At 62.3% G+C, this 26,936-nt stretch carries 23 protein-coding genes and 5 pseudogenes; 11 read left to right on the top strand and 17 right to left on the bottom strand.

What is annotated here, in order from left to right; all coding sequences use genetic code 11:
- The first annotated feature begins 29 nt into the window (after positions 1–29).
- On the top strand, positions 30–620 hold the full coding sequence (locus tag FJ953_RS19335) for an NAD(P)H-dependent oxidoreductase (RefSeq protein ID WP_140522933.1): 591 nt from the start codon (positions 30–32) through the stop codon (positions 618–620).
- 14 nt (positions 621–634) lie between these two features.
- Here FJ953_RS19335 and FJ953_RS19330 read toward each other — a convergent pair.
- Positions 635–1,616, bottom strand: a pseudogene (locus FJ953_RS19330) (zinc-dependent alcohol dehydrogenase family protein).
- A gap of 150 nt (positions 1,617–1,766) precedes the next feature.
- Positions 1,767–2,243, bottom strand: a complete 477-nt coding sequence (locus FJ953_RS19325) for a plastocyanin/azurin family copper-binding protein (protein ID WP_224656351.1) — start codon at positions 2,241–2,243, stop codon at positions 1,767–1,769.
- 276 nt (positions 2,244–2,519) lie between these two features.
- On the opposite strand from FJ953_RS19325, the gene FJ953_RS19320 reads away from it, so the two are divergent.
- The 6 genes from FJ953_RS19320 (at position 2,520) to arcC (ending at position 8,266) form a co-directional block, all read left to right on the top strand.
- Positions 2,520–2,798, top strand: a complete 279-nt coding sequence (locus FJ953_RS19320) for a PepSY domain-containing protein (protein WP_140522935.1) — start codon at positions 2,520–2,522, stop codon at positions 2,796–2,798.
- Positions 2,776–3,372: a cytochrome b/b6 domain-containing protein gene (locus FJ953_RS19315; protein ID WP_318013168.1), complete on the top strand. Its 597-nt coding sequence runs from the start codon at positions 2,776–2,778 to the stop codon at positions 3,370–3,372. The genes FJ953_RS19320 and FJ953_RS19315 overlap by 23 nt, the downstream gene beginning before the upstream one ends.
- A gap of 273 nt (positions 3,373–3,645) precedes the next feature.
- Positions 3,646–5,112 carry an arginine-ornithine antiporter gene (arcD, locus tag FJ953_RS19310; protein WP_140522937.1) on the top strand — a complete coding sequence of 489 codons (1,467 nt, stop codon included), beginning with the start codon at positions 3,646–3,648 and terminating at the stop codon, positions 5,110–5,112.
- 13 nt (positions 5,113–5,125) lie between these two features.
- The gene (locus tag FJ953_RS19305; RefSeq protein ID WP_140522939.1) at positions 5,126–6,340 is read left to right on the top strand and encodes an arginine deiminase; all 1,215 of its coding nucleotides are present in this window, start codon (positions 5,126–5,128) and stop codon (positions 6,338–6,340) included.
- A gap of 17 nt (positions 6,341–6,357) precedes the next feature.
- Positions 6,358–7,359: an ornithine carbamoyltransferase gene (argF, locus tag FJ953_RS19300; RefSeq protein WP_140522941.1), complete on the top strand. Its 1,002-nt coding sequence runs from the start codon at positions 6,358–6,360 to the stop codon at positions 7,357–7,359.
- 1 nt (position 7,360) lies between these two features.
- Complete coding sequence (gene arcC / locus FJ953_RS19295) at positions 7,361–8,266, top strand: carbamate kinase (protein WP_140522943.1); 906 nt, start codon at positions 7,361–7,363, stop codon at positions 8,264–8,266.
- Between the two features lie 337 nt (positions 8,267–8,603).
- On the opposite strand, the pseudogene FJ953_RS19290 reads toward arcC, so the two are convergent.
- The 4 genes and pseudogenes from FJ953_RS19290 to FJ953_RS19280 form a co-directional block, all read right to left on the bottom strand.
- Positions 8,604–8,762, bottom strand: a pseudogene (locus FJ953_RS19290) (MFS transporter); the annotation flags it as partial.
- Between the two features lie 53 nt (positions 8,763–8,815).
- Positions 8,816–9,940: a cation diffusion facilitator family transporter gene (locus tag FJ953_RS19285; RefSeq protein ID WP_224680307.1), complete on the bottom strand. Its 1,125-nt coding sequence runs from the start codon at positions 9,938–9,940 to the stop codon at positions 8,816–8,818.
- A gap of 18 nt (positions 9,941–9,958) precedes the next feature.
- Positions 9,959–10,093 carry a hypothetical protein gene (locus tag FJ953_RS31120; protein WP_263483449.1) on the bottom strand — a complete coding sequence of 45 codons (135 nt, stop codon included), beginning with the start codon at positions 10,091–10,093 and terminating at the stop codon, positions 9,959–9,961.
- A 474-nt stretch (positions 10,094–10,567) separates the two neighbouring features.
- Positions 10,568–13,135: a cation-translocating P-type ATPase gene (locus tag FJ953_RS19280; RefSeq protein ID WP_140522945.1), complete on the bottom strand. Its 2,568-nt coding sequence runs from the start codon at positions 13,133–13,135 to the stop codon at positions 10,568–10,570.
- 232 nt (positions 13,136–13,367) lie between these two features.
- On the opposite strand from FJ953_RS19280, the gene FJ953_RS19275 reads away from it, so the two are divergent.
- On the top strand, positions 13,368–14,006 hold the full coding sequence (locus FJ953_RS19275) for a helix-turn-helix domain-containing protein (protein WP_140522947.1): 639 nt from the start codon (positions 13,368–13,370) through the stop codon (positions 14,004–14,006).
- A 51-nt stretch (positions 14,007–14,057) separates the two neighbouring features.
- Positions 14,058–14,573 carry a GNAT family N-acetyltransferase gene (locus FJ953_RS19270; RefSeq protein WP_140522950.1) on the top strand — a complete coding sequence of 172 codons (516 nt, stop codon included), beginning with the start codon at positions 14,058–14,060 and terminating at the stop codon, positions 14,571–14,573.
- 33 nt (positions 14,574–14,606) lie between these two features.
- On the opposite strand, the gene FJ953_RS19265 is transcribed toward FJ953_RS19270, so the two are convergent.
- From FJ953_RS19265 to FJ953_RS19245, 5 genes and pseudogenes are all read right to left on the bottom strand, one after another.
- On the bottom strand, positions 14,607–15,773 hold the full coding sequence (locus FJ953_RS19265) for an acetate/propionate family kinase (protein WP_140522952.1): 1,167 nt from the start codon (positions 15,771–15,773) through the stop codon (positions 14,607–14,609).
- Entirely contained in the window at positions 15,770–18,247 is a 2,478-nt protein-coding gene (locus tag FJ953_RS19260) for a phosphoketolase family protein (protein WP_140522954.1), read from the bottom strand. The genes FJ953_RS19265 and FJ953_RS19260 overlap by 4 nt, the downstream gene beginning before the upstream one ends.
- A 121-nt stretch (positions 18,248–18,368) precedes the next feature.
- Positions 18,369–19,982, bottom strand: coding sequence for an MBL fold metallo-hydrolase (locus FJ953_RS19255; RefSeq protein WP_140555415.1), 1,614 nt, complete (start codon positions 19,980–19,982; stop codon positions 18,369–18,371).
- A gap of 11 nt (positions 19,983–19,993) precedes the next feature.
- Positions 19,994–21,115 (bottom strand): universal stress protein, encoded by a 1,122-nt coding sequence (locus FJ953_RS19250; RefSeq protein ID WP_224656362.1) that lies wholly within the window; start codon positions 21,113–21,115, stop codon positions 19,994–19,996.
- Between the two features lie 31 nt (positions 21,116–21,146).
- A pseudogene (locus FJ953_RS19245) lies at positions 21,147–21,504 on the bottom strand (transposase); the annotation flags it as partial.
- Between the two features lie 421 nt (positions 21,505–21,925).
- On the opposite strand from FJ953_RS19245, the gene FJ953_RS19240 reads away from it, so the two are divergent.
- Positions 21,926–22,198: a hypothetical protein gene (locus FJ953_RS19240; RefSeq protein WP_224656363.1), complete on the top strand. Its 273-nt coding sequence runs from the start codon at positions 21,926–21,928 to the stop codon at positions 22,196–22,198.
- Between the two features lie 161 nt (positions 22,199–22,359).
- On the opposite strand, the gene FJ953_RS19235 is transcribed toward FJ953_RS19240, so the two are convergent.
- From FJ953_RS19235 to FJ953_RS19215, 6 genes and pseudogenes are all read right to left on the bottom strand, one after another.
- On the bottom strand, positions 22,360–22,584 hold the full coding sequence (locus tag FJ953_RS19235; RefSeq protein ID WP_140522958.1) for a DUF2274 domain-containing protein: 225 nt from the start codon (positions 22,582–22,584) through the stop codon (positions 22,360–22,362).
- 2 nt (positions 22,585–22,586) lie between these two features.
- Positions 22,587–23,744 carry a TrbI/VirB10 family protein gene (locus tag FJ953_RS19230; RefSeq protein WP_140522960.1) on the bottom strand — a complete coding sequence of 386 codons (1,158 nt, stop codon included), beginning with the start codon at positions 23,742–23,744 and terminating at the stop codon, positions 22,587–22,589.
- Complete coding sequence (locus FJ953_RS30945) at positions 23,741–23,989, bottom strand: TrbG/VirB9 family P-type conjugative transfer protein (RefSeq protein ID WP_246674854.1); 249 nt, start codon at positions 23,987–23,989, stop codon at positions 23,741–23,743. Before FJ953_RS30945 ends, FJ953_RS19230 begins: the two co-directional genes overlap by 4 nt.
- Before the next feature lie 33 nt (positions 23,990–24,022).
- Positions 24,023–24,562, bottom strand: a pseudogene (locus FJ953_RS19225) (replication initiator protein A); the annotation flags it as partial.
- A 17-nt stretch (positions 24,563–24,579) separates the two neighbouring features.
- Positions 24,580–24,861 (bottom strand): helix-turn-helix domain-containing protein, encoded by a 282-nt coding sequence (locus FJ953_RS19220; protein ID WP_140523012.1) that lies wholly within the window; start codon positions 24,859–24,861, stop codon positions 24,580–24,582.
- A gap of 287 nt (positions 24,862–25,148) precedes the next feature.
- Positions 25,149–25,475 (bottom strand): DUF736 domain-containing protein, encoded by a 327-nt coding sequence (locus FJ953_RS19215; RefSeq protein ID WP_140523014.1) that lies wholly within the window; start codon positions 25,473–25,475, stop codon positions 25,149–25,151.
- A 549-nt stretch (positions 25,476–26,024) separates the two neighbouring features.
- Between FJ953_RS19215 and FJ953_RS19210 the strand changes: the two are divergent.
- Positions 26,025–26,935: pseudogene (locus FJ953_RS19210) on the top strand (site-specific integrase).
- Position 26,936 lies beyond the last annotated feature (1 nt).

The following is a 26,936-nucleotide window of genomic DNA, read 5'->3' as shown; positions in this document are numbered from 1 at the left end:
GGCGACGCAAGGCTCCCCTGGAGTAGACCATGTCGCGACGCATCTTGATTGTGGTCGGCCATCCCGATCCGTCCCCGGACCGGCTCTGCCGCGGTCTCGCCAGGGCCTATGGCGAGGGCGCGGAGAAGGCGGGGCACGCCGTCCGCCGGGTCGACCTGGCGGCGATCGATTTCCCGATGCTGCGGACAATGCAGGAGTTCGAGCACGGTTCAATTCCCGATGAACTGAAGGACGCAGCCGAAGCGATCGTCTGGGCGGAGCACATTGTCTTTGTTTTTCCGCTGTGGCTTGGGACCATGCCGGCCATGCTCAAGGCATTTCTGGAACAGGTCATGCGGCCGGGGACGGCCTTTGCCTATCCGGACAAGGGCGGCAGCTTTACCAAGACACTGCTTCGCGGCCGCTCCGCGCGCGTTGTGGTGACGATGGGTATGCCTTCCGTTCTTTACCGGCTATGGTTCCTGGGACACGGCATCGCCGGCATGAAGCGAAGCATCCTGCATTTTGTCGGTATCAGTCCGGTGCGCGAGACGTTGTTCGGCATGGTCGCCGGCGCCAGCGATGCGACCCGCGCGAAGTGGATCAGCCAGATCCGAAATCTTGGCGAGCGGGCCAGATAATCCTCAACCGCCAATCACGGTACCAGGACGGCGGCGCCGCTCAATCTGCCTTGCCTCAGATCGTCCAGTGCCTGATTGGCCTGTTCCAGTGAGTAGACCTTGGTGTGGGTGCGTGCCTGCGCACGCTTGGCAATGGGGAAAAACTCTTCGGCATCGCGGCGCGTCAGGTTTGCCACCGACACCAGTTCGCGCTCTTCCCAGAGCAACTCGTAGGCCATCGCCTGAATGTCACTCATAGGGATGCCGCCGCAAACCACCCGGCCGCCCTTGCGGACGGCACCAAGCGCGATCGGCACCAAGTCACCCACAGGAGCAAAGATGATCGCGGCATCGAGTTGCCCGGGCGGAAGTTGATCCGAACCGCCCGCCCAGGTCGCTCCAAGCGAGCGCGCGAAATCCTGTGCTTGCTCGTCACCGGGCCGGGTGACAGCGAAAATCTCACGGCCTTGCCAGATCGCGATCTGAGCGACGATGTGCGCGGCGGCGCCGAAGCCGTAAATCCCGAGCCGCTTGCCGTCGCCGGCCTTCTTCAGGCATCGCCAGCCGATCAGGCCGGCGCAAAGCAAGGGTGCCAGCGATACGGGGTCGGCATCCCGGTCCAGATCGAAGGCGAATTGCGCGTCGGCAATGACATGGCTGGCAAAGCCGCCATCGCGCGTGTAGCCCGTGAAATCTGGCTGATCGCAAAGATTTTCATGTCCTGTGGCGCAGTAGGGACAACGCCCGCAAGTATGCCCAAGCCATGGCACACCGACTCTCTGCCCGATCCTGGAAGGCGCCACCCCCTTGCCCACGGCATCGACGATGCCGACGATTTCGTGACCGGGAACGAGCGGCAATTTTGGGTGATGCAGATCGCCATCTATGACGTGAGATCGGTCCGACAGATAGCGCATGCCTCGACCTTCAACCTGATCTCACCCATCCCCGGTAAGGGGTCGAATCTTCGACCAGTTTCAAGGGAGTGCCTATGCTTTCGAGCACCATTGCTCTTATGACGCGCTCCATGTTGCCCCGCAAACAAACGAAGCCGATTACGATCAACTCCTCCGCTATTCCCGGCACCAGGCGATGGGATGCGATCCGGGCAACCTTTCGAAAACGGCGACAAGTCGCAGGCTCCTAGCGCTGCTCTGTTTTGGGGGTTCATGGACCGACGGTGAACTCGGTCCACATGCCGGCGCCAAAATGACCTGGCACGTTGCAGATAAGCAGGTATTTTCCAGCCTTCAGGTCGACGGTCAATGTGCCCGATTTGCCGGGATCGAGCTCCGAAACCTCGCCCTTGTCGCCCGCCTTGTCTTCGTCGACCCGGTTCTCGGCCTCAACATAGGGAAGCGGCTTGCCGGGATCGGCAAGGTACATCACGATCATTTCGTGAACGGTGTCCTTGGAGTCATTCTTCACTTTGAATGTGACCTCCCCGGCCTTCACGGCTCCGGGGGACGCCTTGATGCCCATGGTGGCCTTCGAGAGATCGCGTCCTGGCGTTGCATAAGCAAGAGCCATCGGCATCTCCGTACTCGCGCCCTTGTCCGAAAGCGAGACCTGAACAAGCTCGGCAGTCCGCGCAACGCCCGCACTGCTTGCCATCAGCATTGCGGCCGCAAGCCCGAGCGCCACTCTCCTCGATATGGTTTCCACGGTATTCCTCTTTCAGGACGGCAGCAGAAGCGCTCTACATCCTGGCGGTCATCATGCTCGCAGCACACCCGCGGTCGTTGCGCCAGATCAAACCGACCGATGCGAGCCCGATCTGCGGCCCGACCAAACTGTCAGCCAGTTGTCAGGTTGAAGTGGTTATTTCGGAACCAATGACGGCGAAAAGGCCGTCTGACAGACCGATCGAAATCCACCCGCAGGCGCAAAATCGGCGCCCAACTCCCGAATGGAGCCATCATGTATCGCACACTCGTCCTCGCCGCTCTCGCTGGCATGATTGCAGGACCGGCGCTCGCCGCCGGCGACAGCTGCAGCACCGCCCCGAAATCACAGTTCAAGCCCAAGGCAACGCTCGAGGCGCAATTGACCGGCCAAGGCCTCACCGTGCGCCAGATCAAGGTCGAGAAGGGTTGCTACGAAGTCTACGCGGTCGACAAGGCCGGCAAGAAAGTCAACCTGGCCTACAATGCCGAAACCCTTGAAAAGCTCGACAATGCCGAAGCCGGCGAAAACTGATCTGCGTGTTTCAGCCACTGCGGACGTGCAGCCATCTTCGCAGATGGTGCGCGTCTGGGACCTGGTCGTACGGAGTTTCCACTGGGCGCTGGTGCTCAGCTTCGTAACGGCCTGGTTCACCTCCCATTCCTCCGAGGTCTTGCACCATTTGGCAGGTTACGCCGCCGCCGCCCTGGTCGTGATGCGGCTCCTGTGGGGCGTTGTGGGCACGCCCTATGCGCGGTTCACTCAATTCGTGCGAGACCCGGCGACGGTGCTGCGCTATCTCTCTGCAATACCGAGCGGTCGCGAAGCCCGCTACATCGGCCACAACCCGGCCGGCGGCGCAATGGTGGTCGCGCTGATGGCTGCGATGGGGTCAACCGCACTGACCGGCTGGCTGATGACTACGGACGCCTATTTCGGCGTGTCGCGGGTTGAAACGGCGCACAGCCTGAGCGCGCACGGCTTACTTGTGCTGGTCCTCTTCCATATAGGCGGCGTCGCGCTGGCAAGCTTTCGCCATCGCGAAAACCTGGTACGGGCCATGATCACCGGGCGAAAACGCAAAGCCGAGTCGGCGGACATCGCCTGACGACCTGCCAATGGGCCAAATTCGATTTGCGCCCCGGCCGATATCGGGGGCGCGTGTCGGTCGCTCCTTGTTCAACATGGCCCTGGAAGCGCGCGATGCGACATGGGCGGAGCGGATAATATAAGAGCAGGCATTGGTGCGGCGACCCAGAAACCGGAACACCAACGCCACTCTTTTTATTCAGCAACCGCTTATTGACCCGCATCAAAGCTGCCGGTCCTGCCTTCCTGTTTATTGCCTCCCATCAGAGCTTTCAAAAGTGGGGAGAGCATCATGACTACGGCTGATTTCAACATCCCGGTTCCGCAAGTCGGTACCTTGGCGCCTGCGAAACTTCGATTGGGGTCGTTGACCGCCTTGGTCATCGGCTCGATGGTCGGGTCCGGCGTCTTCAGCCTGCCGCAGAACATGGCGGCAGGCGCTGGTCCCCTCGCAATTCTGATTGGCTGGGGTATCACCGCGTTCGGCATGCTGGCGCTGGTCTTCGTCTATCAATCGCTTGCGACCCGCAAGCCCGAGCTCGACGCCGGTCCCTATGCTTACGCCAAGGCCGGCTTTGGTCCCTTCATCGGCTTTAACAGCGCCTGGGGCTACTGGATCAGTGCCTGGGTCGGCAACGTCTCCTATGCTGTGATCGTGTTCAGCGCCCTGTCCTATTTCTTTCCGGCCTTCGGTGACGGAAACACCTGGCAGGCGGTGCTCGGCGCATCGGTCCTGCTGTGGCTGATCCACATCCTGGTTCTCGCCGGCATCCGGCAGGCCGCGGTCGTCAACCTCATAGTCACCGCGGCAAAGATCGCTCCGATCGTCCTGTTCGTTGGCGTTGTTGCCGTTGCCTTCAAGCTTCAGGTCTGGTCCCTCGACTTTACCGGTCTCGGCAACGCCAGTCTCGGCTCGATCACCGCACAGGTGAAGAGCACGATGCTGGTGACGTTGTGGGTGTTTATCGGCATCGAGGGCGCCAGCGTCTTTTCTGGCCGTGCGGAGCGCCGCAAGGACATCGCCACCGCGACGGTTCTTGGCTTCTTCACATGCCTCGCGCTCTACGCCCTGGTGTCGCTGCTGTCACTCGGCGTCCTCAGTCAACCCGAACTCGCCGGCCTGAAGAACCCCTCCATGGCCGGTGTGCTAGAAGCCGTTGTCGGCCCGTGGGGCGCTAGCCTCATCAACATCGCGCTCGTGGTGTCGGTGGTCGGCGCCTTCCTGAGCTGGACGCTGCTTGCGGCTGAAATTCCGCATGTCGCCGCCAAGGACGGCACAATGCCGAAGTTCTTCGGCTGGGAGAGCGAACGCGGTGTGCCATCGACCTCGCTGCTGATCACCAACCTGCTCGTCCAGGCATTCCTGGTGATCACGCTCTTCGCCCAAAGCACCTATCAAGCGCTGTTCTACATCGCGTCGGCCGCGATCCTGGTTCCCTACATTTTTTCCGGAGCTTACGCAGCCAAGCTCGCGCTGACCGACGAGAGTTACGGGAATGGCGAGCAGCGCGTCGGGGCTCTTTTTGCCGGATTGCTGGCCACGGTCTACGGACTGTGGCTCGTCTATGCGGCGGGACCCGCCTACCTGTTCATGTGCGCGATCCTCTATGCGCCCGGCATCATCTTCTACATCTGGGCGCGCCGCGAAACCAACCAGCGTGTGTTCCACCCTGCCGAAGCAGCGCTCGCCGCAGCTCTCGTCGCCGTCGCCATCCTCGCCGTTTACGAGATGTGGACCGGCGCCGTCAGCCCGCTTTGAAGGGATCGGTTCGATGACAAGCCTGGGTGTTCACTCCGAAGTCGGCCGTCTGCGCGAGGTTATGGTCCATCGTCCGGACCTCAGCCTGCGCAGGCTGACGCCGGAGAACTGCAAGGCGCTGCTTTTCGATGACGTGCTATGGGTCAAGCGCGCCCGCCAGGAGCACGATGTCTTCGTCGATGCATTGCGTGAACGCGGCGTCGTGGTCCATTCCTTCGGAGAGCTCCTGGCTGAGACGATGAGCCTGGCCAAGGCCCGCGAGTGGCTTCTCGACCGCAGGGTCCACCCCGGGGTCGTCGGTCTCGACATGGTCAATGAGCTGCGCGGATGGCTCGATGATATGCCGTCGGCGCAGCTTTCGTCCTTCCTCGTCGGCGGGGTTGCCAGGGCGGAGCTTCCTTTCGAACCCAAAGGTCTGACCGGGAGGACGCTCGCCCCCCAAGATTTCGTGCTGCCGCCGCTTCCGAACCAGCTGTTCACCCGCGACAGTTCCTGCTGGATCTACGGCTCAGTCTCGGTCAATTCCATGTACTGGGCTGCGCGGCGCCCTGAAGCCGCCAACGTCGAGGCCGTCTACCGCTTCCATCCTCGCTTTCGCGACAGCGGCATACCTTTCGTGTCGCCGGACCTAGGCACAGGCACGAGCCTCGAAGGCGGCGACGTTATGCCGATCGGTGGCGGGACTGTTCTCGTCGGCATGGGGGAGCGCACCACGCCGCAAGCCGTTGGCGACCTGGCCCGCAAGCTGTTCGCAGCCGGTGAGGCAACACGCGTGATTGCCGCCTTGATGCCACGCGACCGCAGTTTCATGCATCTCGACACCGTCTTCACCTTCTGCGATCGCGATCTTGTGACCTTGTATCCACCGGTGGTCGACCGCTTGCGCTCCTTCTCGCTGCGGCCGGGCGATGGCGAGGCGGCGGTCGAGGTCACGGATGAGGCAAAACCATTCACGGCTGTCATTGCCGAAGCGCTTGGGCTGAAAACGCTCCGAATCATCGCCACCGGTGGCGACCGCTACGAGGCCGAACGCGAACAATGGGATGATGGCAACAATGTCGTTGCGGTCGAACCCGGCGTGGTGGTCGGTTATGACCGCAACGTCTACACCAACACGCTTCTGCGCCGCGCGGGCATCGAAGTGATCACCGTCGAGGGGGCTGAACTCAGCCGCGGCCGCGGCGGTGGCCATTGCATGACCTGTCCGGTGGTCCGCGACGCAATCTGACGTGAAAGGAATTCTGGATGTCGACCAATCTTCACGGCCGCTCCGTCCTGACGCTGGACGATCTCACCGCCGATGAAATCCGCTTTCTTCTTAAGCTTGCCGCGGACCTCAAGGCGGCCAAACTCGCCGGGCATGAGATCCCGCGTCTGGTCAGGAAAAACATCGCACTGATCTTCGAGAAGGACTCGACTCGCACGCGCACAGGGTTCGAAGTCGCGGCCTACGACCAGGGCGCACACGTGACTTACTTTGGTCCCAGCGGCAGCCATATTGGCCACAAGGAATCGATGAAGGACACGGCGCGCGTGCTCGGTCGCATGTACGATGCGATCGAATATCGCGGCTTTGGCCAGCACCAGGCGGAATTGCTTGCCGCGCATGCCGGCGTGCCCGTCTACAACGGCCTCACCAACGAGGCGCATCCAACACAGATCCTCGCCGACCTCATGACCATGCGCGAATACACGCACAAGCATCTTTCGGACATGACCGTCACCTTCGTCGGCGAAGGGCGCGACAACGTCGCGCTGTCGCTGGCACTAGGCGCAGCCAAGGTCGGTATCGACATGCGCATCGCCTCGCCAAGGGAGCTCTGGCCGGATGAGGTATTTTGCGGCCATGTCGGAGAGCTCGCAGCACAAAGCGGCGGCCGCTTCCGGCTCGACGAGAATGTGACGGGTTGCGTCCAGGATGCCGATTTCATTTACACCGACGTGTGGATGTCAATGGGCGAGGACAAATCCGGCTGGGCCGAGCGTATTCGTCTTTTGACACCCTACCGCGTGACCGGCGAGGTAATGGCTGCCGCCGGCAACCCCCACGTCAAATTCATGCATTGCCTGCCGGCGTTCCATGACACGGATACCGAGATCGGTGCCTTCGTTGCGAAGGAATATGGCATCGATTGCATGGAGGTCACCCACCAGGTGTTCGAGTCTGCTGCCTCCATCGTTTTTGATCAGGCCGAAAATCGCATGCATACAATCAAGGCGCTCCTCGTCGCCACGATCGGTAACTGAGATGCTGATCGTCGTTGCACTTGGCGGAAACGCGCTACTGCGACGCGGCGAACCGATGACGGCCGAAAACCAGCGCGCCAACATCGTGCGCGCTGCCGCTGTGTTGGCGAAGCTGGTCAACACAGGGCACTCGATTGTCGTCACGCACGGCAACGGTCCGCAGGTGGGACTGTTGGCCCTGCAGGCAGCGACAACTGCGGACGGTCGCACATTTCCACTCGACGTGCTTGGCGCCGAGAGCGCGGGGATGATCGGCTACGTCATTGAGCAGGAGCTCTGCAACCTCCTTAAGGAGAGGCTTTTTGCGACGCTGCTGACGCAGGTGAGGGTCGATCCGCAGGATCCGGCCTTCGCTCATCCAACGAAGCCTATCGGCCCTGTCTACGATGAGACAACCGCACGCAGGCTTGCCAGCGAGCGCGATTGGCAGATCGCGCCAGATGGCGACAAGTGGCGCCGCGTCGTGCCTTCGCCCAGGCCCCTGGCAATCCTGGAAGCATCGGTAATCGCGTTCCTGGTCGAGCGCGGCGTGATCGTCATCTGCACCGGTGGCGGCGGTGTTCCTGTGATAGCAAGGGAGGACGGCAGTCTTTGCGGTGTGGAGGCAGTCATCGATAAGGACCTGGCAAGCGCACTTCTCGCCCGACAGCTGAGAGCCGACATGCTGCTCATGCTGACCGATGTCGACGCCGTTTATGAAGGCTACGGCACGCCGGGCGCTCGCGCGCTTCGTCAAGTGCGGTCAACGGAAATATCAGGGCGGAATTTTGCAGTGGGATCGATGGGGCCAAAGATCGAAGCTGCGGTCGAATTCGCGCAAGCGACTGGCAATCCTTCAGCGATAGGCCAACTCAAGGACGCCGTTGAAATCGTCAAAGGCGAGCGAGGCACCCTGTTCGCCCCCTGAGCCGTCCGGCCTTCAAGGCCTTCGAGCATTTTTCCAGCCGGGTTGCTCGCTGAGATCCCAGTACCTCTAAAATTCATCGTCATGCGCATCGCTTGATCGCCGTCAAGGCAAGCCGCGTCGCACGTTAGGTTGCTCCTGGAAACGCGAACGGGGCGCCGGCGGATGAGCTACAAATCCATTCGCTTGAACGTGGACATTGACGGTCCGATCGAGCCCATTGCCAGGGTAGGTATCGACCTCGCCCGGTTGATAGGCTTTTTGCGCGGCCGAAGCTCCGCTGCCGGTGACAATGGCTCCGGAAGGCGCCGAGCTGGCCGCGCAGTTTGTGGGAGCAGTCGATGGCGAGCGCAGTGCCGAGCACCGCGCCCGCATCTGCGCCGGCAAGATCATAGGCGAGAAGCCCGAGCGCGACAGTGGCGAGGCCGGTGCCGATGAGCGCGATGACCTGCGCCATGAACAGATGCCGATAGGTGCGATCGGCGAGAACTTCCAGCATGATTATCTTCTCGGGATGCTTGGGCGGCGTAAGGTGCCACGCCAGTAGTAGGATCAGTGTTTGTGGCCTTCCGGCTCAACCATCTTGAACGGCAGGACCTGTTGCTTGCCCTTTGAGGTCAGGATCAGCCTCGCCTCGAACTCGTGCGGCTCGGCGGGGGCGACGCTGCTTTCACGACGGTGGTGATTGCCGGCGACAGGCCCGAGCGAAAGCGTCTCGGGATCTTCGGACCGGTCGATGATCACGGTCGCCCCTAGATCGTCGGCATGGCTGTCGATGGTGAGACGGAAGCGCTCGCCAGCGGGCGTATCGACGATTTCGAGCGTTCCCGTTGCCAGGTCGCTGACGACCTTGAAAGGCTCCGGCGCATGATCGGCGTGGGCCGAACCGCCCGCCACGGATCCGACTTCGCCTTCCAGACGGATGTTCGCCTCCGAGAGCGCCGGCAGGTGGTCGAACAGCTCCCCTCTCAAAGCCTCCGCGATGCCGACCACATCCTTTGCGCTCGCTGTCTCGGCCACCTTGATGGCGATATCGGCGTGCAGCCTGTGGCCTATCCAGCGCGCCCGCACCTGGGCGACCCGTTGGATGCCCCCCACATGTTCAGCCGCATGATGGATTTCCTCGACGATGCCCGGCTCGACGCCATCCAGCATGCGTGTCAGCACCGCCTTTGAGGACTGCCAGACGATGGCGAGGATAGCCACAGTGATCAAAAGGCCGATGATCGGGTCCGCGAGCGGGAAGCCTAGCCAGACGCCGGCCGCGCCAAGCACCACCGCAAGGCTGGTGAAGCCATCGGTGCGGGCGTGATAGCCGTCGGCGATCAGGGCCGCGCTGTTTATCTCGCGGCCGACGCGGATGCGGAATACCGCGACAGCCTCATTGCCCAGGAAACCGACCAGGCCGGCGGCGGCAACCCAGCCGAGGAAGCTGATGGCTTGGGGATGGATCAACCTGTCGATCGCCTCATAGCCGGCGACGATGGCACTGAAGAGGATAATCAGGACGATGATGATGCCGGCCAGATCCTCGACCCGGCCAAGGCCGTAGGTGAAGGTCCGTCGAAACCCCTCTCCCAACAAATGTCGTCCACTGTTGTCCACCCGCCATTTCGCCAGTTGCTGCCATTCGTGTCGACCGCAGCCTTGCCGTTCCGACATAAGGCTATCGAGCATATCGGAGATCACGCTCCGCTAAGCGGCGATCAGCAGGAAAGCGATCGTGACCAGACCGGCCTTCGAAGTCCAAAATCCGCCTGCCTCGGCCTTCGGTTCTGGTTCGGACCCGGTCGGGGGATCGAACATGCGGTGCACGTTGTTGGTGTTCATGGGGTGGGTTCCTTATTTGTCAGCGATTGTCGTTGCGGGAGCTTTCGAGCCCATAGACGATGAGGCTGACGGCCCAGACCAGTCGCGGGCGAAGAGTGGCCACCTAAAGTCGGAGCCGATTGTGAAGTTGACCGCCGACATCAAGCCGATGGACGACGCTCCTCCGATCAGAACGCCGGCCACCGCGATCGCATGGCGCGCGCGTAACGCGGTGATTGCCAGCGCAACCAGGAGAACGCCGGGGGCGAGGGCGTAGCCGCCGAGCATCCGGAAACCTGGGTGAGCCACACGGAGGTCGAACGGATCCTGCAAACGCTCTACGGCATCTTGCGAACCCGAGGCCAGAACGGCCAAGACAAGGTGACGGCGGCGGCGTCAAAACGCCTCCTAAACCGGCGGATTTGTACCCAACCATCTCGTAGGCAAGGTTAGCGCGGCTTGGTGAAACCCGCAGGGTCAGCACCAATGGCGCGGTCAGGCTTTTAACCACCCTCTCCAGAAATGCTTCAGGAACTCAAGGCAGACCAGCACTGCGGCTCCTGCCGCCAGCGTCATCGAGAGGTCGTCAAGGTGCAGCGGTCCGAACTGGAAGAGACCACTGGCGAATGGCCAGAGAAGTGTCCCGCCCAGCGCTGCAGCAACCACCACGACGACAAGAGCAAGCGATCGATTGGGCCGGAACAACGCAATCAGCAGCGAGTCGCCGAACGTACGGTTGACGAAGATCAGGCCGACGATCGAGAGGACCAGCGAAAAAAACGTCAAGGCGCGAATTTCGTTCTCCGGCATTCCCCAGTGGAAGGCAAAAAGGAAGATGCTTGCGACAAGTGCGAACGCCAGCAGGCCCTGCACAACGCTCCAGGCTATGAGCGAGCGCGAAAAGAGCGATGCTTGCGGATCTCGTGGAGGGCGATTCATGACGTCATCTTCCTCGGTCTCGGCTTCAAAGACCAAGGAACACACCGGATCGATCACCATTTCCAGAAAGGCTATGTGCATCGGTCCGAACAGAATGGGCAGGCCAAACAGCAGAGGAAGAAGGGCCAGCCCAGCGATCGGCACATGCACGGCAAGAATGAAGCCCATGGCCTTGCGCAAATTGTCGTAGATGCGGCGGCCCAGCCGTATGGCTTTGACGATCGACCCGAAGTCGTCGTCGAGAAGGACAATGGATGAAGCCTCGCGCGCGACGTCGGTGCCGCGACCTCCCATGGCAATGCCGATGTTGGCCGCTTTCAGCGAGGGGGCGTCGTTGACGCCGTCTCCTGTCATGCCGACGATCTCGCCATTGGCCTTCAACGCTCTGACGATCGCCAGTTTCTGCTCGGGCGTGATCCGCGCGAACACTGTGGCGGTCTTGACGCGCGCGCAAAGTGCCGCATCGTCCATTGTCTTGAGCGTTTCACCGGTCACGACGTCGTTGAAATCGAGCCCAGCCTGACTGGCTATTGCTCTGGCGGTCGCCGGATAATCCCCCGTGATCATGACCACTCTGATTCCAGCGGACCGGCAGTTGTTCACGGCATCCGGAACCTCCGGGCGGAGGGGGTCAGCCAGCCCGACGAGGCCCATGAACTCGAAATCGAAGCCTGTCTGCCTTTCTGGCAGTTCACCAGCACAATGACTGGCTCGGGCCACCCCGAGGACGCGCAGTCCTTCGGTCGCCATGGCGTCCACGGAAGCCTTGATCGAAGCGAAGCGCTCCGCGCTCAGACGACAGAGTGCCGCTATGGCCTCCGGCGAGCCCTTGGCGGCGACCAGACAGTCGCTGCCGTCAGCCGGTGATCGCCAAGCATTCGACATGGCCAGCAGCTCGGGACGCAACCCATAGGCGCGGACAAGTTTCCGATCAACACTGTCCAGATCCTTGCGACTGGGTGATCGCTCCTGCGAAAGGGTGTGAAATGCCTTTTCCATCGGATCAAAAGGAATTTCGGCGCTGGCGAGCACACCAAGCTCGACCAGCTCGCCAAAGGCCGCCGGCATCCCGGCATTCATGTTGTCCGGTAACCGGAACCGTTTGCCGTCAGGCGTTCTCAGCTCCGCGATTGTCATGCGGTTTTCGGTCAACGTTCCGGTCTTGTCGGTGCAGAGAACTGTCGCCGAGCCAAGCGTTTCGATCGCCGCCGCACGACGGGTGAGCACGCGCGCCTGCGAGATGCGCCAGGCGCCCATGGCCATGAAGATGGTCAACACCATCGGGAATTCCTCGGGCAGCATCGACATGCCCAGCGCGATGCCAGCAAGGACCGCGTCGAGCCACCCGCCCCGCAAAACGCCATAAAGCACGACCGCCAGAACGCTGACCGCACCACCGACCAGTGCGAAGATGCCGACAAGACGTTTCGTCTGTCGCTGCAAGCGGGGTGCTTCGGTCTCCATAATGCTGAGCGATTGGCCGATCGCACCGATTTGGCTCAGCGGCCCGGTTGCCAGAACTTCGCCAATGCCCGAACCGCGCACCACGAGTGATCCGGAAAATGCGAAAGGCAGGTCGTCGCCGCCTGGGCGGCGTTCGGCTGGCGGGTCGCCATCCTTGGCTGCAAACTTGCGCACCGGAACCGACTCACCGGTCAGCAGCGATTCATCGGTCTGGAGATCCAGGCTTTGGATCAGCAAGACGTCGGCCGGCACCCGATCGCCCTCGCCCAGCACCACCAGATCGCCGCGCACGACCTCGCGCCCTGCAATGCGCCTACGTTCACCGTCGCGTATCACCAGGGCACGCGGGCTTGTCAGGTCGCGCAACGCCTCCAGAACGCGTTCTGTCCGCGCTTCCTGTACGATGGTTATCCCCACCGACAAGGTGGCAAAAGCAGCCAGGATCAACGCCTCATGCAGATCCCCAAGCAGCAGGTAAACGGCACCTCCGCCCAACAGAAGGGCCAGCATCGGTTCGCGCACGACTTCGAAGGCAATCCGCAGCGGCGTCCGCCGGTTCGATCTGGGCAGTTCGTTGAAACCATCGAGGGCGAGCCTGGCTTGTGCCTCGACCTCGCTGAGACCAGACAAAGCGATAGTGGGTCGGGTGGATTGGGACATTTGGGTGTTTCCCTCGTTCCCAACATCTTTAATCAGGTGAATAGAGCGGGCCTTGACCTACCGCAAAGGCTATCGTTCAAATGCCGAACGGACACCCGGTTCTGGATGGCCATTCGCCGATGCAACGGGCCAGCCTGAACGGATTAGGTGGTTTCCCTTAGGGACATAACCGAATTTCGCGATCTGCGGATTCGCGCGATTGCTGTGTTACGGATCAACCGGGAACACAGCCATGTACGCTCAACAGATCGCCAAGATTGAACTGCCAACGCAGCCGAGCCCTTTCGCTCTCCTCGATGGGGCTATGGCGCAACCGGTCAGCTTCTTCCCGGCTGGCACGGAGATCTACGCCCAAGGCGAAAAGGCAGGACCCCTTTACCAGGTCGAATTCGGCGCGGTGCGTGTCTACCGGCTGCTCGCCGACGGCCGCCGGCAGATCAGCGCCTTCCACATGGCCGGAGAGACTTTCGGCTTCGAGGCCGAGGCCACCCATCATTTCTTCGCCGAGGCCATCAACGCGACCGGTATCCGCGTTGTCCGGATCGCTGCGGCCGCGGACATGTCCCGCCAGTTGCTGCCGCTTGCGCTCAAGGGCTTGATCAGAGCTCAGGAACATCTGCTGGTCCTTGGCCGCCAGAACGCCATCGAACGGGTCGCAGCGTTCCTAGTCGACATGACGGAACGGCAGGGCGGCTTGCGCCAGGTCGACTTGCCGATGTCGCGACTGGATATTGGCGACTATCTCGGCCTCACCATCGAGACGGTGTCGCGGGTCTTCACCCGACTGAAGGACAAAGGCGTCATTCGCCTGCTCGGTTTGCGCAGCATCGAAATCCTCAAGCAGGACGTGCTTTTGGACATGGGTGAATAACCCACCCTCGCCGCTGCGACGACGCCAGACAACACCCAAGGATTTGAGACGATGAACAAGACGCTCACCACCCACACGGGATTCTGTTTCCAAGTGCGCGGCGCGCGCCCCGAGGACGAGCCGGCACTGGCTGAGTTTTTCACCCATGTGACCCCTGAAGATCTGCGCTTCCGCTTTCTCGGCGCCGTGCGGGAAGTTTCGCACGAACGGCTGGTGGCAATGACGCGGTCCGATGATGCGCACATCCATAATTTTCTTGCATTCGCACCAGACGGAATGCTGATCGCGGTGGCGACACTGGCCAGCGATCCGGCCGACCGGCGTGGCGAGGTCGCTGTCTGCATTCGCGATGACCGCAAGCAACTGGGCGTCAGCTGGGAATTGCTCGCCCACATTGCGCGCTACGCGGATGAGCTCGGTCTCGAAACCATCGAGTCGATCGAACACCGGGAAAACCGTGCGGCAATCGAGCTTGAGCGCGAGATGGGCTTCACCGTCACGACGGATCCGGATGACGCAACCCTCGTGCTGGTGCAACGCAAGCGAGGGGCCAAGTTGCCGAAGTAGCTGGGCACGCGGTTCCAGCGGCAGACAGACCGCTCAGAATGCCAGCGTCTCGCGGGCAACGGCCTGTTCCTCACCGGCCGGAATGACGAGAATGTCGACGCGCGAATTTGGCGCGCTGACACTCTCCGCACCTTTCTGGTTCAAATGCTCATCGAGCTCGACGCCAAGCCACGCAGCTGCTTCGCAGATCCTGTGCCGGATCAGTGGCGCGTGTTCGCCGATGCCAGCGGTGAACACCAGCGTGTCGAGCCCGCCAAGCGCGGCGGCAAGCGAGCCGATTTCACGTCCGACACGATAAACAAATAGGTCGACGGCTTGAACGGCCGAAGGCTCTTTTGCGCCCAGCAGAACCTGCATGTCTCCAGAAATGCCGGAGACGCCCAGCAGGCCCGAACGTTCGTAGAGAAGGCTGGCCAGGTCTTCGCTCGACAGCCTCCTCTCCTGCAGCAAATACAGGATGACGCCCGGGTCCAGCACGCCGCAGCGGGTGCTCATGACGAGGCCGTCAAGCGTCGAGAACCCCATCGTCGTGGCGACACTGCGTCCAGCCTTCATCGCGCAGAGGCTGGCGCCGCTGCCGAGATGGGCGACGATCACCCGACCGCCGGCGGCCGCACCGTAGCGCTCGCGCAGCTTCGCAGCGATATGGCTGTAGGACAGGCCGTGAAAACCATAGGAAACGATGCCCGCCTCGGTCATCGCGCGCGGCAGCCCGTAGATCTTGACAAGTGCTGGCCGGCTCGCATGAAACGCAGTGTCGAAGCATCCGACCTGACGCGCCCGCGGGAGGAGCTCTGCAGCCCGGGCAACGATCTCGAGATTGATCCTTTGATGGATGGGCGCCAGCGGCTCCAGCAGCTGTAGTGCCTCGAGCGCGTCCGTGTCGAGCAGCGTCGCTTGGGTGAAGTCGCGCCCGCCATGGACGATCCTATGCCCGACCCTGTTGATGCGGCCAAGAAGGTTGCGATCGGCGAGCAGCGCAGCGACCGTTGAGAAGGCTTTGGCAACATCGATCGATTTTTCGCCCAGGCTGATGTCGATCTCGGGGGATCCGGCCGCGGCCGCGACGTGCAGGCGCGGATGCCGTGCGAGCGACGAAATACTGCCGCGCAGCAGCTCGGAAAGCTCGGCGCTTGCCTCGAACACCGCGAATTTCAAGCTCGATGACCCGCTGTTCAGGACAAGGAACGCATCACTCATGAAGCCGTCCGCATTCTCGGCCCGGTGGTGCGCCGAAACCCGCTCGTCGGCTTATTGGGCAAGTCTGGCGCCGCATCCATGCCCTGCTCCCATTTCCAGCCAAGGATCTCCGGCATATCCTGACCATGAGCACGGATATAGGCCCGATGCTCAATCAGTTTGCCTTCCATCTCCTGCACCTGCCCGATATTGGCGCCCTTGCCCTTTGGCAGCCGCTCAAGGACGCTCTGGACGAGATGGTATCGATCCAGGCCATTGAGCACCGTCATGTCGAATGGCGTTGTCGTCGTGCCTTCCTCATTGTAGCCGCGCACATGGATGTTGTCGTGATTGGTGCGCCGGTAAGTCAGGCGATGGATGGTCCAGGGATAGCCGTGATAGGCGAAGATCACCGGCTTTTCCGAGGTAAACAGGGCGTCGAATTCACGGTCCGACAACCCATGGGGGTGATGCTCCTTGGGTTGCAGGGTCATCAGGTCGACGACATTCACCACCCTGATCTTGAGTTCGGGAATGGCATACCTGAGGATCTGCACGGCCGCCAGCGTTTCGAGCGTCGGGACGTCGCCGGCGCAAGCCATCACGACGTCAGGATCCTCGCCATTGTCGGTCGAAGCCCAGTCCCAGATGCCGATACCCGTCCCGCAATGAACGATGGCCTTGTCCATTGAAAGCCACTGCCACGATGGCGGCTTGCCGGCGACGATCACGTTGATGCGGTTCCATGTCTGCAGCACGTGATCGGTCACGCACAGCAAGGTGTTGGCATCCGGCGGCAGGTAGACCCGCACAATATCGGCTTTCTTGTTGAGAGCGACATCGATGAAGCCTGGATCCTGATGGCTGAAGCCATTGTGCTCCTGGTGCCAGACATGGCTCGACAGCAGATAGTTCAGCGACGCCACCGGCCGACGCCACGGAATGTCGCGGCAGGCATCCAGCCATTTGGCATGCTGATTGAACATGGAATCGACAATGTGAATGAACGCCTCGTAGCAGGAAAACAAGCCGTGCCGCCCGGTGAGCAGGTAGCCTTCGAGCCAACCCTGGCATGTGTGTTCCGAGAGAATCTCCAGGACCCTGCCGTCGCGGCCAAGATGAACGTCTTCGGGCAGGATCGTTTCCATCCAGGCGCGCTCGGTGACCTCGAACACGTCCTGAAGCCGGTTCGAGGCCGTCTCATCGGGACCGACGATGCGGAAGTTCTGCGCCGCCTCGTTCAGCTCCATGACGGCGCGCAGGAACTTGCCCATCGCCCGTGTCGATTCGGTCTTCACCGCGCCCGGTCGTTCGATCGCAACCGCGTGGTCGTGCACTAGGGGCAGGACGAGGGACTTGCGCAGCAGGCCGCCATTGGCATGCGGGTTGGCACCCATGCGCCATGTGCCCTCAGGGGCGGAAGCGCGGATCGCTTCAATAGGGGCGCCGGCTGCATCGAACAGTTCTTCGGGCCGGTAGCTTCTCAGCCAGTCCTCGAGCAGCTTGAGATGCGCCGGGTTTTCCGCAAGGCCCGACAAGGGAACCTGGTGCGAGCGCCAGAAGCTCTCGGTCTTCAGTCCATCGACCTCCTTCGGTCCGGTCCAGCCTTTGGGGCTGCGCAGCACGATCATCGGCCATCTTGGTCGCGAAGTCCCTGTTGCGGAACCGCTCCGCGCGGTCTGCTGGATCGCACGGATCCGGTCGAACGCATCGTCGAGCACGCTCGCCATGCGCTCATGCATCAGCGCCGGCTCGTGCCCCTCGACGAACAGCGGTTCATAGCCATAGCCGACGAACAGCGAGCGCAATTCGTCTTCTGGGATACGGGCCAGAATGGTCGGATTGGCGATTTTGTAGCCGTTCAGATGCAGGATCGGCAGAACCGCTCCATCGCGCTCAGGATTCAGAAACTTGTTGGAATGCCATGCGGTGGCCATCGGCCCGGTCTCGGCCTCTCCGTCGCCGACGACGCAGGCGACCACGAGATCGGGATTGTCGAAGGCCGCGCCATAGGCATGAGAAAGCGCGTAGCCCAGTTCGCCGCCCTCATGGATCGAGCCCGGCACGTCGGGCGCCGCGTGGCTCGGTATGCCGCCCGGAAAGGAGAACTGGCGGAAAAGTTTGCGCATCCCCTGCTCATCCATCGATATGTCGGGATTGAGCTCACTGTAGCTGCCCTCAAGATAGCTGTTCGCCACCATTGCCGGTCCGCCGTGACCAGGTCCGCAGACATAGATCACATTCGCGTCACTGAGCCTGATCATGCGATTGAGGTGGGCGTAGATGAAACTCAGCCCCGGCGACGTTCCCCAATGGCCGAGCAGGCGTGGCTTGACGTGCTCCAGCCGCAACGGTTCGCGCAGCAGTGGATTGTCGAGCAGGTAGATCTGGCCGATCGTGAGATAGTTGGCGGCACGCCAATAGGCATGGATGTCGTACGCCTCGCGGTTGGACAGGACACCACTGGAGGCTGGATTTGTCGTGTGCTCGGTCATGTCTGGCTCCGTTGTTGGCGACAGTCTTGAGTCTTGCGATTTCGACTTGCGCCTGTGTTTCGTCGAGCTGCAGCGAAGGAACACAAACGCGTCGGCGTTTCAGTGCATCTCTTCGCAGGATTTAAGCATCATTGCCGTCGAGCGCGCGGCGCATGCGCCTGATGACCGCCGCACGTCCCCGCTCGTCGGCCGCAGCGCCGACCGCTTCGTTGATGTCGAGGAGAAGTCTGGAAAGGTCGTTGTGCCAGTCGAGGCGGGCAACGCTTTCTGGTCTCAGACGGCGGGGCTGGTTGAGTTCGACCGGCAGACTGCCACTGAACGTCAATTGGAAGGCATCATCCAGCCGCGGCGTGATGATCCTGCCGTCAGGCATAATCGATTGCAGCCGCTCGCTGAAGCCACGCAGCCCTTCCTCCTCGCCATGGGTGAGGAACACCGCCTGCCTTACCGGACCTCTGGACGCGACCCACGCAACCAGTTCGGCTGCGTCGGCATGACCGGAATAGAGGTCGAACAGGCTGACATGCGCCTTGACCTCGACCTCCTCGCCCTGGATGCGCACGCGCCGAGCGCCGTCGAGCAGGATCCTGCCTAGAGAGCCCTGGGCCTGGTAGCCGGCGATCATCACCGTGGCATTCCGGCGCCAGAGATTGGCCTTGAGGTGATGGCGGATCCGGCCCGCGTCGCACATGCCGCTGGCAGCGATCACCACGAAGAAGCCGGTCAGGCGATTGATCGCCTTGCTCTGTTCCACCGTCTCGGTAAAGCGTAACTCCTTCGAGTTGAGGGCCTGCCGTAGCGCGTCACCCTGTTCGATCTCGTCGGCATGCCGCTCAAAAATCGCGCTGGCGCGTGTCGCCAGCGGCGAGTCGACAAAGACCGGCGCGGAGGGCACGGCACCGGTCCGCATGAGCAGATGGAGATCGACCAGCAGTTCCTGCGTTCGCTCCACGGCGAAGGACGGAATGATGAGAGGTCCGCCGGTCTCGGCGGCGCCACGCACGATGTCACCCAGCTGCGATCGCCGCTGCTCGGGCGATACATCCGGGCGCTCGCGGTCGCCATAGGTCGATTCGCAGATCAGGTAGTCGACCCCAGCCGGACCTTCCGGGCCGGTCTGCAGCAACTTGTGTCCAGGCCCGATATCGCCTGAAAACAGAATGCGCATGGGTCTCTTCTGGTGATCCAGATCGATCTCAAGTTCGACCGAGGCAGAGCCGAGCAGGTGACCAGCGTTCCAGAAGCGGGCCCGAAGGCCTTCGGCGACGGTTGTCCATTCGCCATATTCCAGGGCCCGGAACAAGGTCATGCAGGCGGCCGCATCTGAAAGAGTGTAGATCGGCTCGACCAGCGGCCGACCGCGCCGCGCGTTGCGTCTGTTCAGCTGTTCGACTTCCATTTCCTGGATATGCGCCGCGTCGGGCAGCATCACTGAGCAGAGATCGATGGTGGCGCGGGTCGAATGGATGGGACCGGAAAAGCCCTGCTTGACCAGCTTCGCCAACAGCCCACTATGGTCGATATGCGCATGCGTCAGGATGACAGCGTCGATCGTCTCCGGCGGGAACGGAAACTGGCCATAATTAAGTTCCCGTTCCGACTTCGATCCCTGGAAAAGGCCGCAATCGACGAGAACCCGCCAGCGGGAGGTTTCGATCTCGTAGCATGAGCCGGTGACGCCGTGGGCCGCGCCGTGAAAGCGCAGGATAGGATCCGTGCCGCGAGCGCCTTGCATGTCGCCACGCCCTAGTGGGAGAGCAGGACAGGCAGGCGCAGATCGGCAAGCACCCCGTCCGTAGCGCCACCGAGCACGAAATCCCTGACACGAGAATGGCCATATCCGCCCATGACCAGAAGCTTGCCGCCGATTTTGAGGGCATGCTCCTGCAGTGCAGTCGCGACCGAACGGTCCTGTGCCTGGATCGAGACCGCCTCGGCCATCAGACCACGCGCCCTCAAGCCCGAAGCAAGGCGCTCGCCAATGCCTTGCCCCGGAAGCGGCTTCTCGTCGGTGACGGTCACAACCGTAACCATTGAGGCACGTTCGAGAAACGCCCGCGCGTCTGCAACAGCCCTTGCGGCCACTCGGCTGCCATCCCAGGCGATAACGACATGTTCAAAGGGTTCCACCTTCGTGGAATCGGGAAGAAGAACGGTCGGCCTACCGGAGCCGAAGACTGTCGCCTCGGCCAGCGTCCGTGCCGTCTGGTTGGCGGGCGCCCAGCCGACAAGGCAGGTGTCGAAATAGCGGGAGTGCTCTGCGGCAACATCTCCCATCAGGGCCAGTGGCGCTGCGATCTCCTGGGCGGACAGGATCACCGCACCTGATGAGGCCTCATTGGCAACCGCCTCAAGCAGAGCTTTGCCGTGCTTGCGGCTTGTCGCCTCAGCTTCCGCTATCTTGTAGGGGAGGTCGAGGAGGTAGGTTGAGAGCGCATTTGAAACGTCGGGAATATCGACATTGATGGCGACGGCATGAAGCGCCGCTCCGATCTGCTTGGCGACGGCAACAGCGTTTACGGCCACTGCCCCAGCATTTGCGTCCGGATACGTCGCCAGACAAAGAACTGCCATTAGCTTCATCGGTTTTCGCCTCCATTGATGCCGGCCCGGATGGCCAACTTGCGTGGTATTGGTAGTCGCGGTGGGCGAGCCCGGCTTTGATCCACCGCAAATGCGTGACCACTGGACGAGATCCGCGTCGGCGCCCACGCCGACATCGTGTCGCCCGCCGTCGCTGCGCTGGCTCAATTGCATGGGCGAAAACCTGTCGCTATTTTGGAGCGAATGTTGTCTCTTGTCAGACGTCAATGCCCAAGCGGAAGACGACGCAACGATGGCACCGGCGGTCACCGCGATCCATGTCATTTCGGGGCTTCCGGACCTTTGACCGACTGACGTCGAGGACGCCTCCCGACGGGCTCGCCTCGCGACCCTCCCGTTCACGGTCCAGCATCAGCGCCACATCGTGGATTGTCTTGAACTGAAACGGCGCACGAAGCTGCGGCACCACCAGTAGACGGTCTGCCAGGGCGGGAAATCCTTCGGCAGCATGCGCCAGCCGCCACCCGGTCGGGCCATGTAGCGGATCGCGTTCAAGACTCGCGCAGGTCCCTCGCCACGCGCCGCCCGGTCATGGACGCGCCCGGCAGGAACGGTTGTATCCGCGACCATTCCTCATCCGTCAGATCGGACGGATAACGCTTGGTCTTCTTCTCGACGTCGGCCATCCGGCCACGCGTCGCTCGGGTCCACATCCCAAGCTTGAATTACGTGCGATCGCACCGTTCAAGGCGTTTTCAATCGGTCTCTGAGCGCGCTCGAACAAGCCCCGCCAATCCGCCGACCGCACTGCAGCATCGGGCGGCAATCAATCTGGTTCGGCTGTGATTCTTGGCGAGAACACGATGTCAATCGGAGATGACCAATCTGGATTAATCACTGAGTGGCTGACATTGCCATAAAATACGACAAAAAGGCGTGTGCCCGTTCCGAACCTTCGGGCCGGCCGCCACCTATGGTTCTGCACAAAACGGGAGGGCGGCTACTCCTAGCACAAGGGCTGCGTCTCTGCGTGGATACTCGTTGCCTCGACCCGAACAAGATCCGGCCTTCGCACCCTTGTCGCCGAAGACATACGGCCACTTTCGGAAACCCGAAACTTCATGGAGTGTTTCAATGACGCGAATACTGTTTGCCGGCCAGAAACCTGAAACCGTCGACTTCTCGGACCCGTCCTTGCCGCCCGGCTTCAATGCCGAAAAAATCAACGCTGGGATCGCTTTGGGCGTGGCGAAAATCGAGGAACGGGGCTGGCAGGGTGACACCTGCATGATTACGCCCGATGCCGCACTCAAAGGAGCGCTGAGCAATGCGACGTACGATTGCGTGGTGATCGGTGGCGGCCTAGGCTGCCGCCCAAGGGGCTACCCTTGTTCGAAACCGTTGTGAACATCATCCACAAGGCGGCGCCTAACGCCGCCTCAACACCAGACCCGAGGACACTGCGGAAGCCGCTGCCCGTCAGCTCCCCACGAGTTGACACCTCCCACGCAGTTTTGCAGTCGTGCTACAGCATTACAAAGTTTTAACCTTGGCGGCAGAGGTGGCCCTCAACCTTTCCGCTCCCGCTTGGCTCTAGCAAAGCCCCGATCGGTCGCGATAAATCGCTCAAGCATGGGCACAATCAGGCGAAGAGGATCAGTGGAAGGCTGACCCCCGTCGCGGCCAAGGATCTCAGCATATCTGGACAGATCGCGGTGCAGCGGCGCCGGCAGTTCCACTGTGACCTTAACCGGCTTGTCGTCTGCAATCGGACCGAGTTTCAGATTGGCCATTTTCAGCCTCCGTAGGGTTCGAGCACGAGATCGCGCGTAACGACGACACGCACATTGACGCCAGGCCGTATCGTCAGTGTGGGTGCGATGTTGAGTTGGCGCTGGACGATCTGCTGGCCCATCTGGCTGAGGCTGTCGGAGGCGCCGCTGCGCAAGGCGCGCACGATGTCACCTTCCTGGCCGGACGAGCCGGCCTCCGCGCCAACGCTGAGAATGGTGGTGAGTGCGGCCGCCTTGAACAGCTCGGCCCAATGGTAGTCGACGCCGTCCTCAAGGCCGGCATAGCCTTGGGCGTCAGTGCCAGGCTGGCGTTCAAGAACAATGGAGCGTCCGTTGGGAAAGACCAGCCTGTTCCAGACAAGCAGCACGCGCCGCTGGCCGAAGCCGACGCCATTGTCGTACTGGCCAATGACACGCGTGCCTTGCGGGATCAGCAGCGAGCGACCCGTCGGACTGTCATAGACATTTTCGATCACCTGGGCGGTGATCTGACCGGGCAGATCGGAACGGATACCGGTGATGAGGGCCGCCGGGATGACGGCCCCTGCTTGGAGCACATAGGGCGACGCCGGCGGCGTGACGCGATCCGGCGCCACGGTGCGCCGATCAGCGGCCGCATTCAGAAAGCCGAGCTGGCGGTCTTGCGTGGTCGACTGGCCGATCTGACCGGCAAGGTCGGGGCCGCCAAGGTTCGGCGGGGAAGTTCCTGCGGGCGGGGTTTCGGCCAATGCCGCGATTGACTGCCCCGTCTGGAAGAAAACACGCGACGTTCGGGCCGCCTCCTCTTCGGCCCGCCGGCGCTGTTCGGCTTCATCAACCATCGGCGTTGCGATCGTAGGCGGCACGACGGGCTGTCCCTTGTTCTGGGCATCAAGCATCGGCCGGCCAAGATCGCCAGGCAGCGGCGGTCCAAGAACAGGGCCAGTATAGTCGCGCGGCAGGCTGGCCAGTCCCTCGGCGGGCTGCCTGTTGGACGTCGAGTAGAGCTCGTCGCCATGCCTGCCGGTTTCACTCGTCCGAAGCGCGTAGATCAGCGCGCCGCCGACGCCAAGCGATGCACATAAGCCGATGCCGGCAAGCACCTTGCGCGACAAGCGCGTGACGCGCGGCGGATCGGCGCGAAGCTGCATGGGGGCAGCCGGGATTTCGTTCTCGCTCATGATTGTTCCCCTCCCCTTTGACGAAATGCGTTCTTTGCACTCGGCGCCGCATTGGTGCCTGACATCCACAGACCTCTCCTCGTGGCATCGGTGCGGACGATCCTGACGGTCTGTTGCCGCTTGCCACTGCCAAGCCGCAATTCCGCGGCGCCAAAGAGACGGTCGACGATCAGGGTGTTCTGGTAGACGCGGCTGTTGGCAATCTCGGCCTCGCCGTCCGGGCCTATGACGAAGATGGGCGGCATCTCGCCTTGCACGATCCCGCGTGGAAACTCGACCATAACAGCGCGGTAGAACCAATCCGGCAAAATCAATTCGACGCCGAGCGGGTGGCCGTTTCGATCGAAGCGCTCCTGCCACTCGTTGATCCACGAGAAGCGATGGCGCCGGCCTTCGGCGCGTTGGCGAATGGAGGTGACGACGCTTGTCGACTGCAGGCGATCGAGCGCCGCCTTGAGGCGCAGATAGTCTCGCTTCGAGACACCGCGGCCGACGAAGGTGAGCATTTCGTATGGCGTCGCGGCCATCAGGCGCGAAGTGCGCAATCCGGCGTCCCGCGCATTGACGATCTGGCTTGCGGCCCAGATCAGGATATCGGCATCCCAGATCGTCGCCATGCCGTGGTCGGGCATCGCTTCGACACGGATAGCCACATCGCCGGCGCGAAAGTCGATGGGCGCGATGCGCCTGGATTTGGCGAGGGAAAAGAAGGGATAGGCCATGAGGTCCTGCGCATCGCGTGGCGCGACAACACCGGGCAGCGCGTGGAACAGATCAAGCTGTCCGCGTTCCGATGGTTGGCGTGGTCGTGCCGACATAGGGGAGATCAGCCGTGTCAGCGCCTTTCGCGCCCGGCATAGGCGATCAGGCGGGCGGCTTGAGGCTTGGCGGGCAGCACCGAGCCTTGCGGATCGGATGTCGACGTCATCGCGCCGCGCTGCACCCAGGCCTGGAGGTCGTCGACGGCGTAGACGACGCGGCCGCCGAGTTTTCGATAGGCAGGCCCGGTGCCGTAGGTGCGGTGTTTCTCCAGCGTACGCGCCGAAAGACTGAGGAAATGCGCAGCTTCCGAAGTGCGCAGGTAGCGCGGCGGCAATGGCGCGGCGTCGGCATTCATCGGGTGTCTCCTTGCGGCCGTCGAGATTGAACGGCGATCGATGGCCAGGATGGAAGAGTGTGGAGACGGTGATCAGGTGCGCAATTGAGGGGCGCTATTTCGCACCGCCAAGAGGCCTTCAGGCAGTGGCGCCGGCGCGCAGCCATTGAGAACAGCCGCGCTCGACCATCTCCACGGCGTCGCGCATCAGACGACAGGAAGCCGGTAATGGCAGCCGGCGGCGCGGAAAGCTTCCGCGGCACCGGCAGAAGGCGCCTCGCCCGACACCGGGCGAGGCGTCTGCCAGTTCACTCGCCGTTGCGGCGGTTGGGGCGGGACCAGATGAGGCTATGGCCCTCGCCTTCCTCGTCGGCGAAGAGGTTGGCGTAGATCGGGGCGGTGAAGCTCGGATCGTCGAGCTTGAGCCCGAGATAGTCGCGGCCCTCGTTGGAGCGCTTGGACCAGGCGGCGCCGATTTCGGCCTTGCCGACCACCACGCGGTGGCTTGCAGCGTTCTCGCCGCTGGCCCGGGTGTCGGGGACGATGCGCACGCCCTTGGCCTGGACGCTGAGGGTGATGATCTCGCCGGTGAACTCGTTCGCATTGGTCTTCTTGAAAGTGCCGATGGTAGCCATTTTCAGTCTCCGTTTCTTCGTTTCCGAGCCCGCACCATGCGGCCTCGATAGCGATCACAGGGCCGGAGGCGACCGCCGCCGCATCGCTTGCGACCGCAGCAAAAGCGGAGGATGGCGGAGGCGCGCGTTTCTTGGTTCCGCGAGGAATGGGCTTTGCCCAGGGGAAGAAACGCGCAACGCGCCCTTGCGGCATAGGCGGTCGAGGCTTCAGCCGTCCTTCGGCCAGATCAGCCGGCTCGAGAGGTCGTTGGTGCGCTCTGCGAAATGAAGGAGGGAGGCAATCGCGGCATCGGTAGCTCGGCGACGAAGCGGATTGGTTGGCCAGGAGGTCCGCCCACAATGTTGACCCGCATCAAAGGCTTGCCCCGTTGTGCCAAGCGCACGCGACGGCACACTGCGAATGTCCTGTTTGGGCCGAAGAACGAACCCGCTGCGCGGGATGGGCGCGCTGGGATGAGGTAGAGATCACGAACCGGACGTCGCGCTCGCATTTGAGGGTGGTTCGGCAGCGGCAGAGCATCACAGGCTTCTTCAACAAGGAGCCTGACCATGCCCTGTCCTGTTCTTGATGCACCTATCAGTCCAGTTCGTCAGCGGCTGATCGACGACATGAATATGCGGCGTTTCTCACAGGAGACGCAGCGCAACTATCTCCGCGACATCGGACGCCTGGCGACGTTCCTCGGCCGGTCGCCGGATACAGCGACCACTGACGACCTGCGCCGATTCCAGATCGAGCAGCAGGACGACGGCGTTCCCGTGCCGACGATGAACAGCATCGTGTCGGCGCTGCGCTTCTTCTTCACACATACGGTCGATCGCCCCGATCTGGCGCGCAAGCTCGTTCGTCTGGCGCACCCGCGCAAGCTGCCGGTGGTGCTGAGCCGCGACGAGGTCGCCCGGCTACTCAACGCCACCACCTGCCTCAAGCACCAGGCCGCGCTGTCGGTCGCTTATGGCGCGGGCCTGCGCGTGGCGGCGGTGGCGACGCTGAAGGTTGCTGACATCGACAGCCAGCGCATGCTGTTGCGCGTCGAGCGCGGCAAGGACGGGCGATACCGCAACGCCATGCTGTCGCAAGACCTGCTCTTGTTGCTGCGCCAGTGGTGGAAGGGCGGACGCCAGCAGGGGGGTGATGCATCGCGACGGCTGGCTGTTTCCTGGGCAGCATGCGATGAAGCCCATCAGCACGCGGCAGCTCTATCGCGTGGTCGTCGAGGCAGCGCAGGCGGCCGACATCGCCAAGCGGGTCGGGCCGCACATGCTGCGTCACAGCTTCGCCACCCACCTGCTGGAGGACGGCACCGACATTCCGGATCATCCAGGTCTTGCTCGGGCGCGCCAAGCTAAATAGCACCGCCTTCTACACCAAGGTTGCAACCCTCACGGTGCGCACCGTCACGAGCCCGCTCGACAAGCTTGGCCTCTTCAAGCTGGAAGAGATCTCGCCCGACGGCTGAG

It is taken from the genome of Mesorhizobium sp. B2-3-6, from assembly GCF_006442305.1.
Classification (GTDB): Bacteria; Pseudomonadota; Alphaproteobacteria; order Rhizobiales; family Rhizobiaceae; genus Mesorhizobium.
Note: the sequence above shows the minus strand (reverse complement) of the source record. Positions and strands in the feature narration are given on the sequence as shown.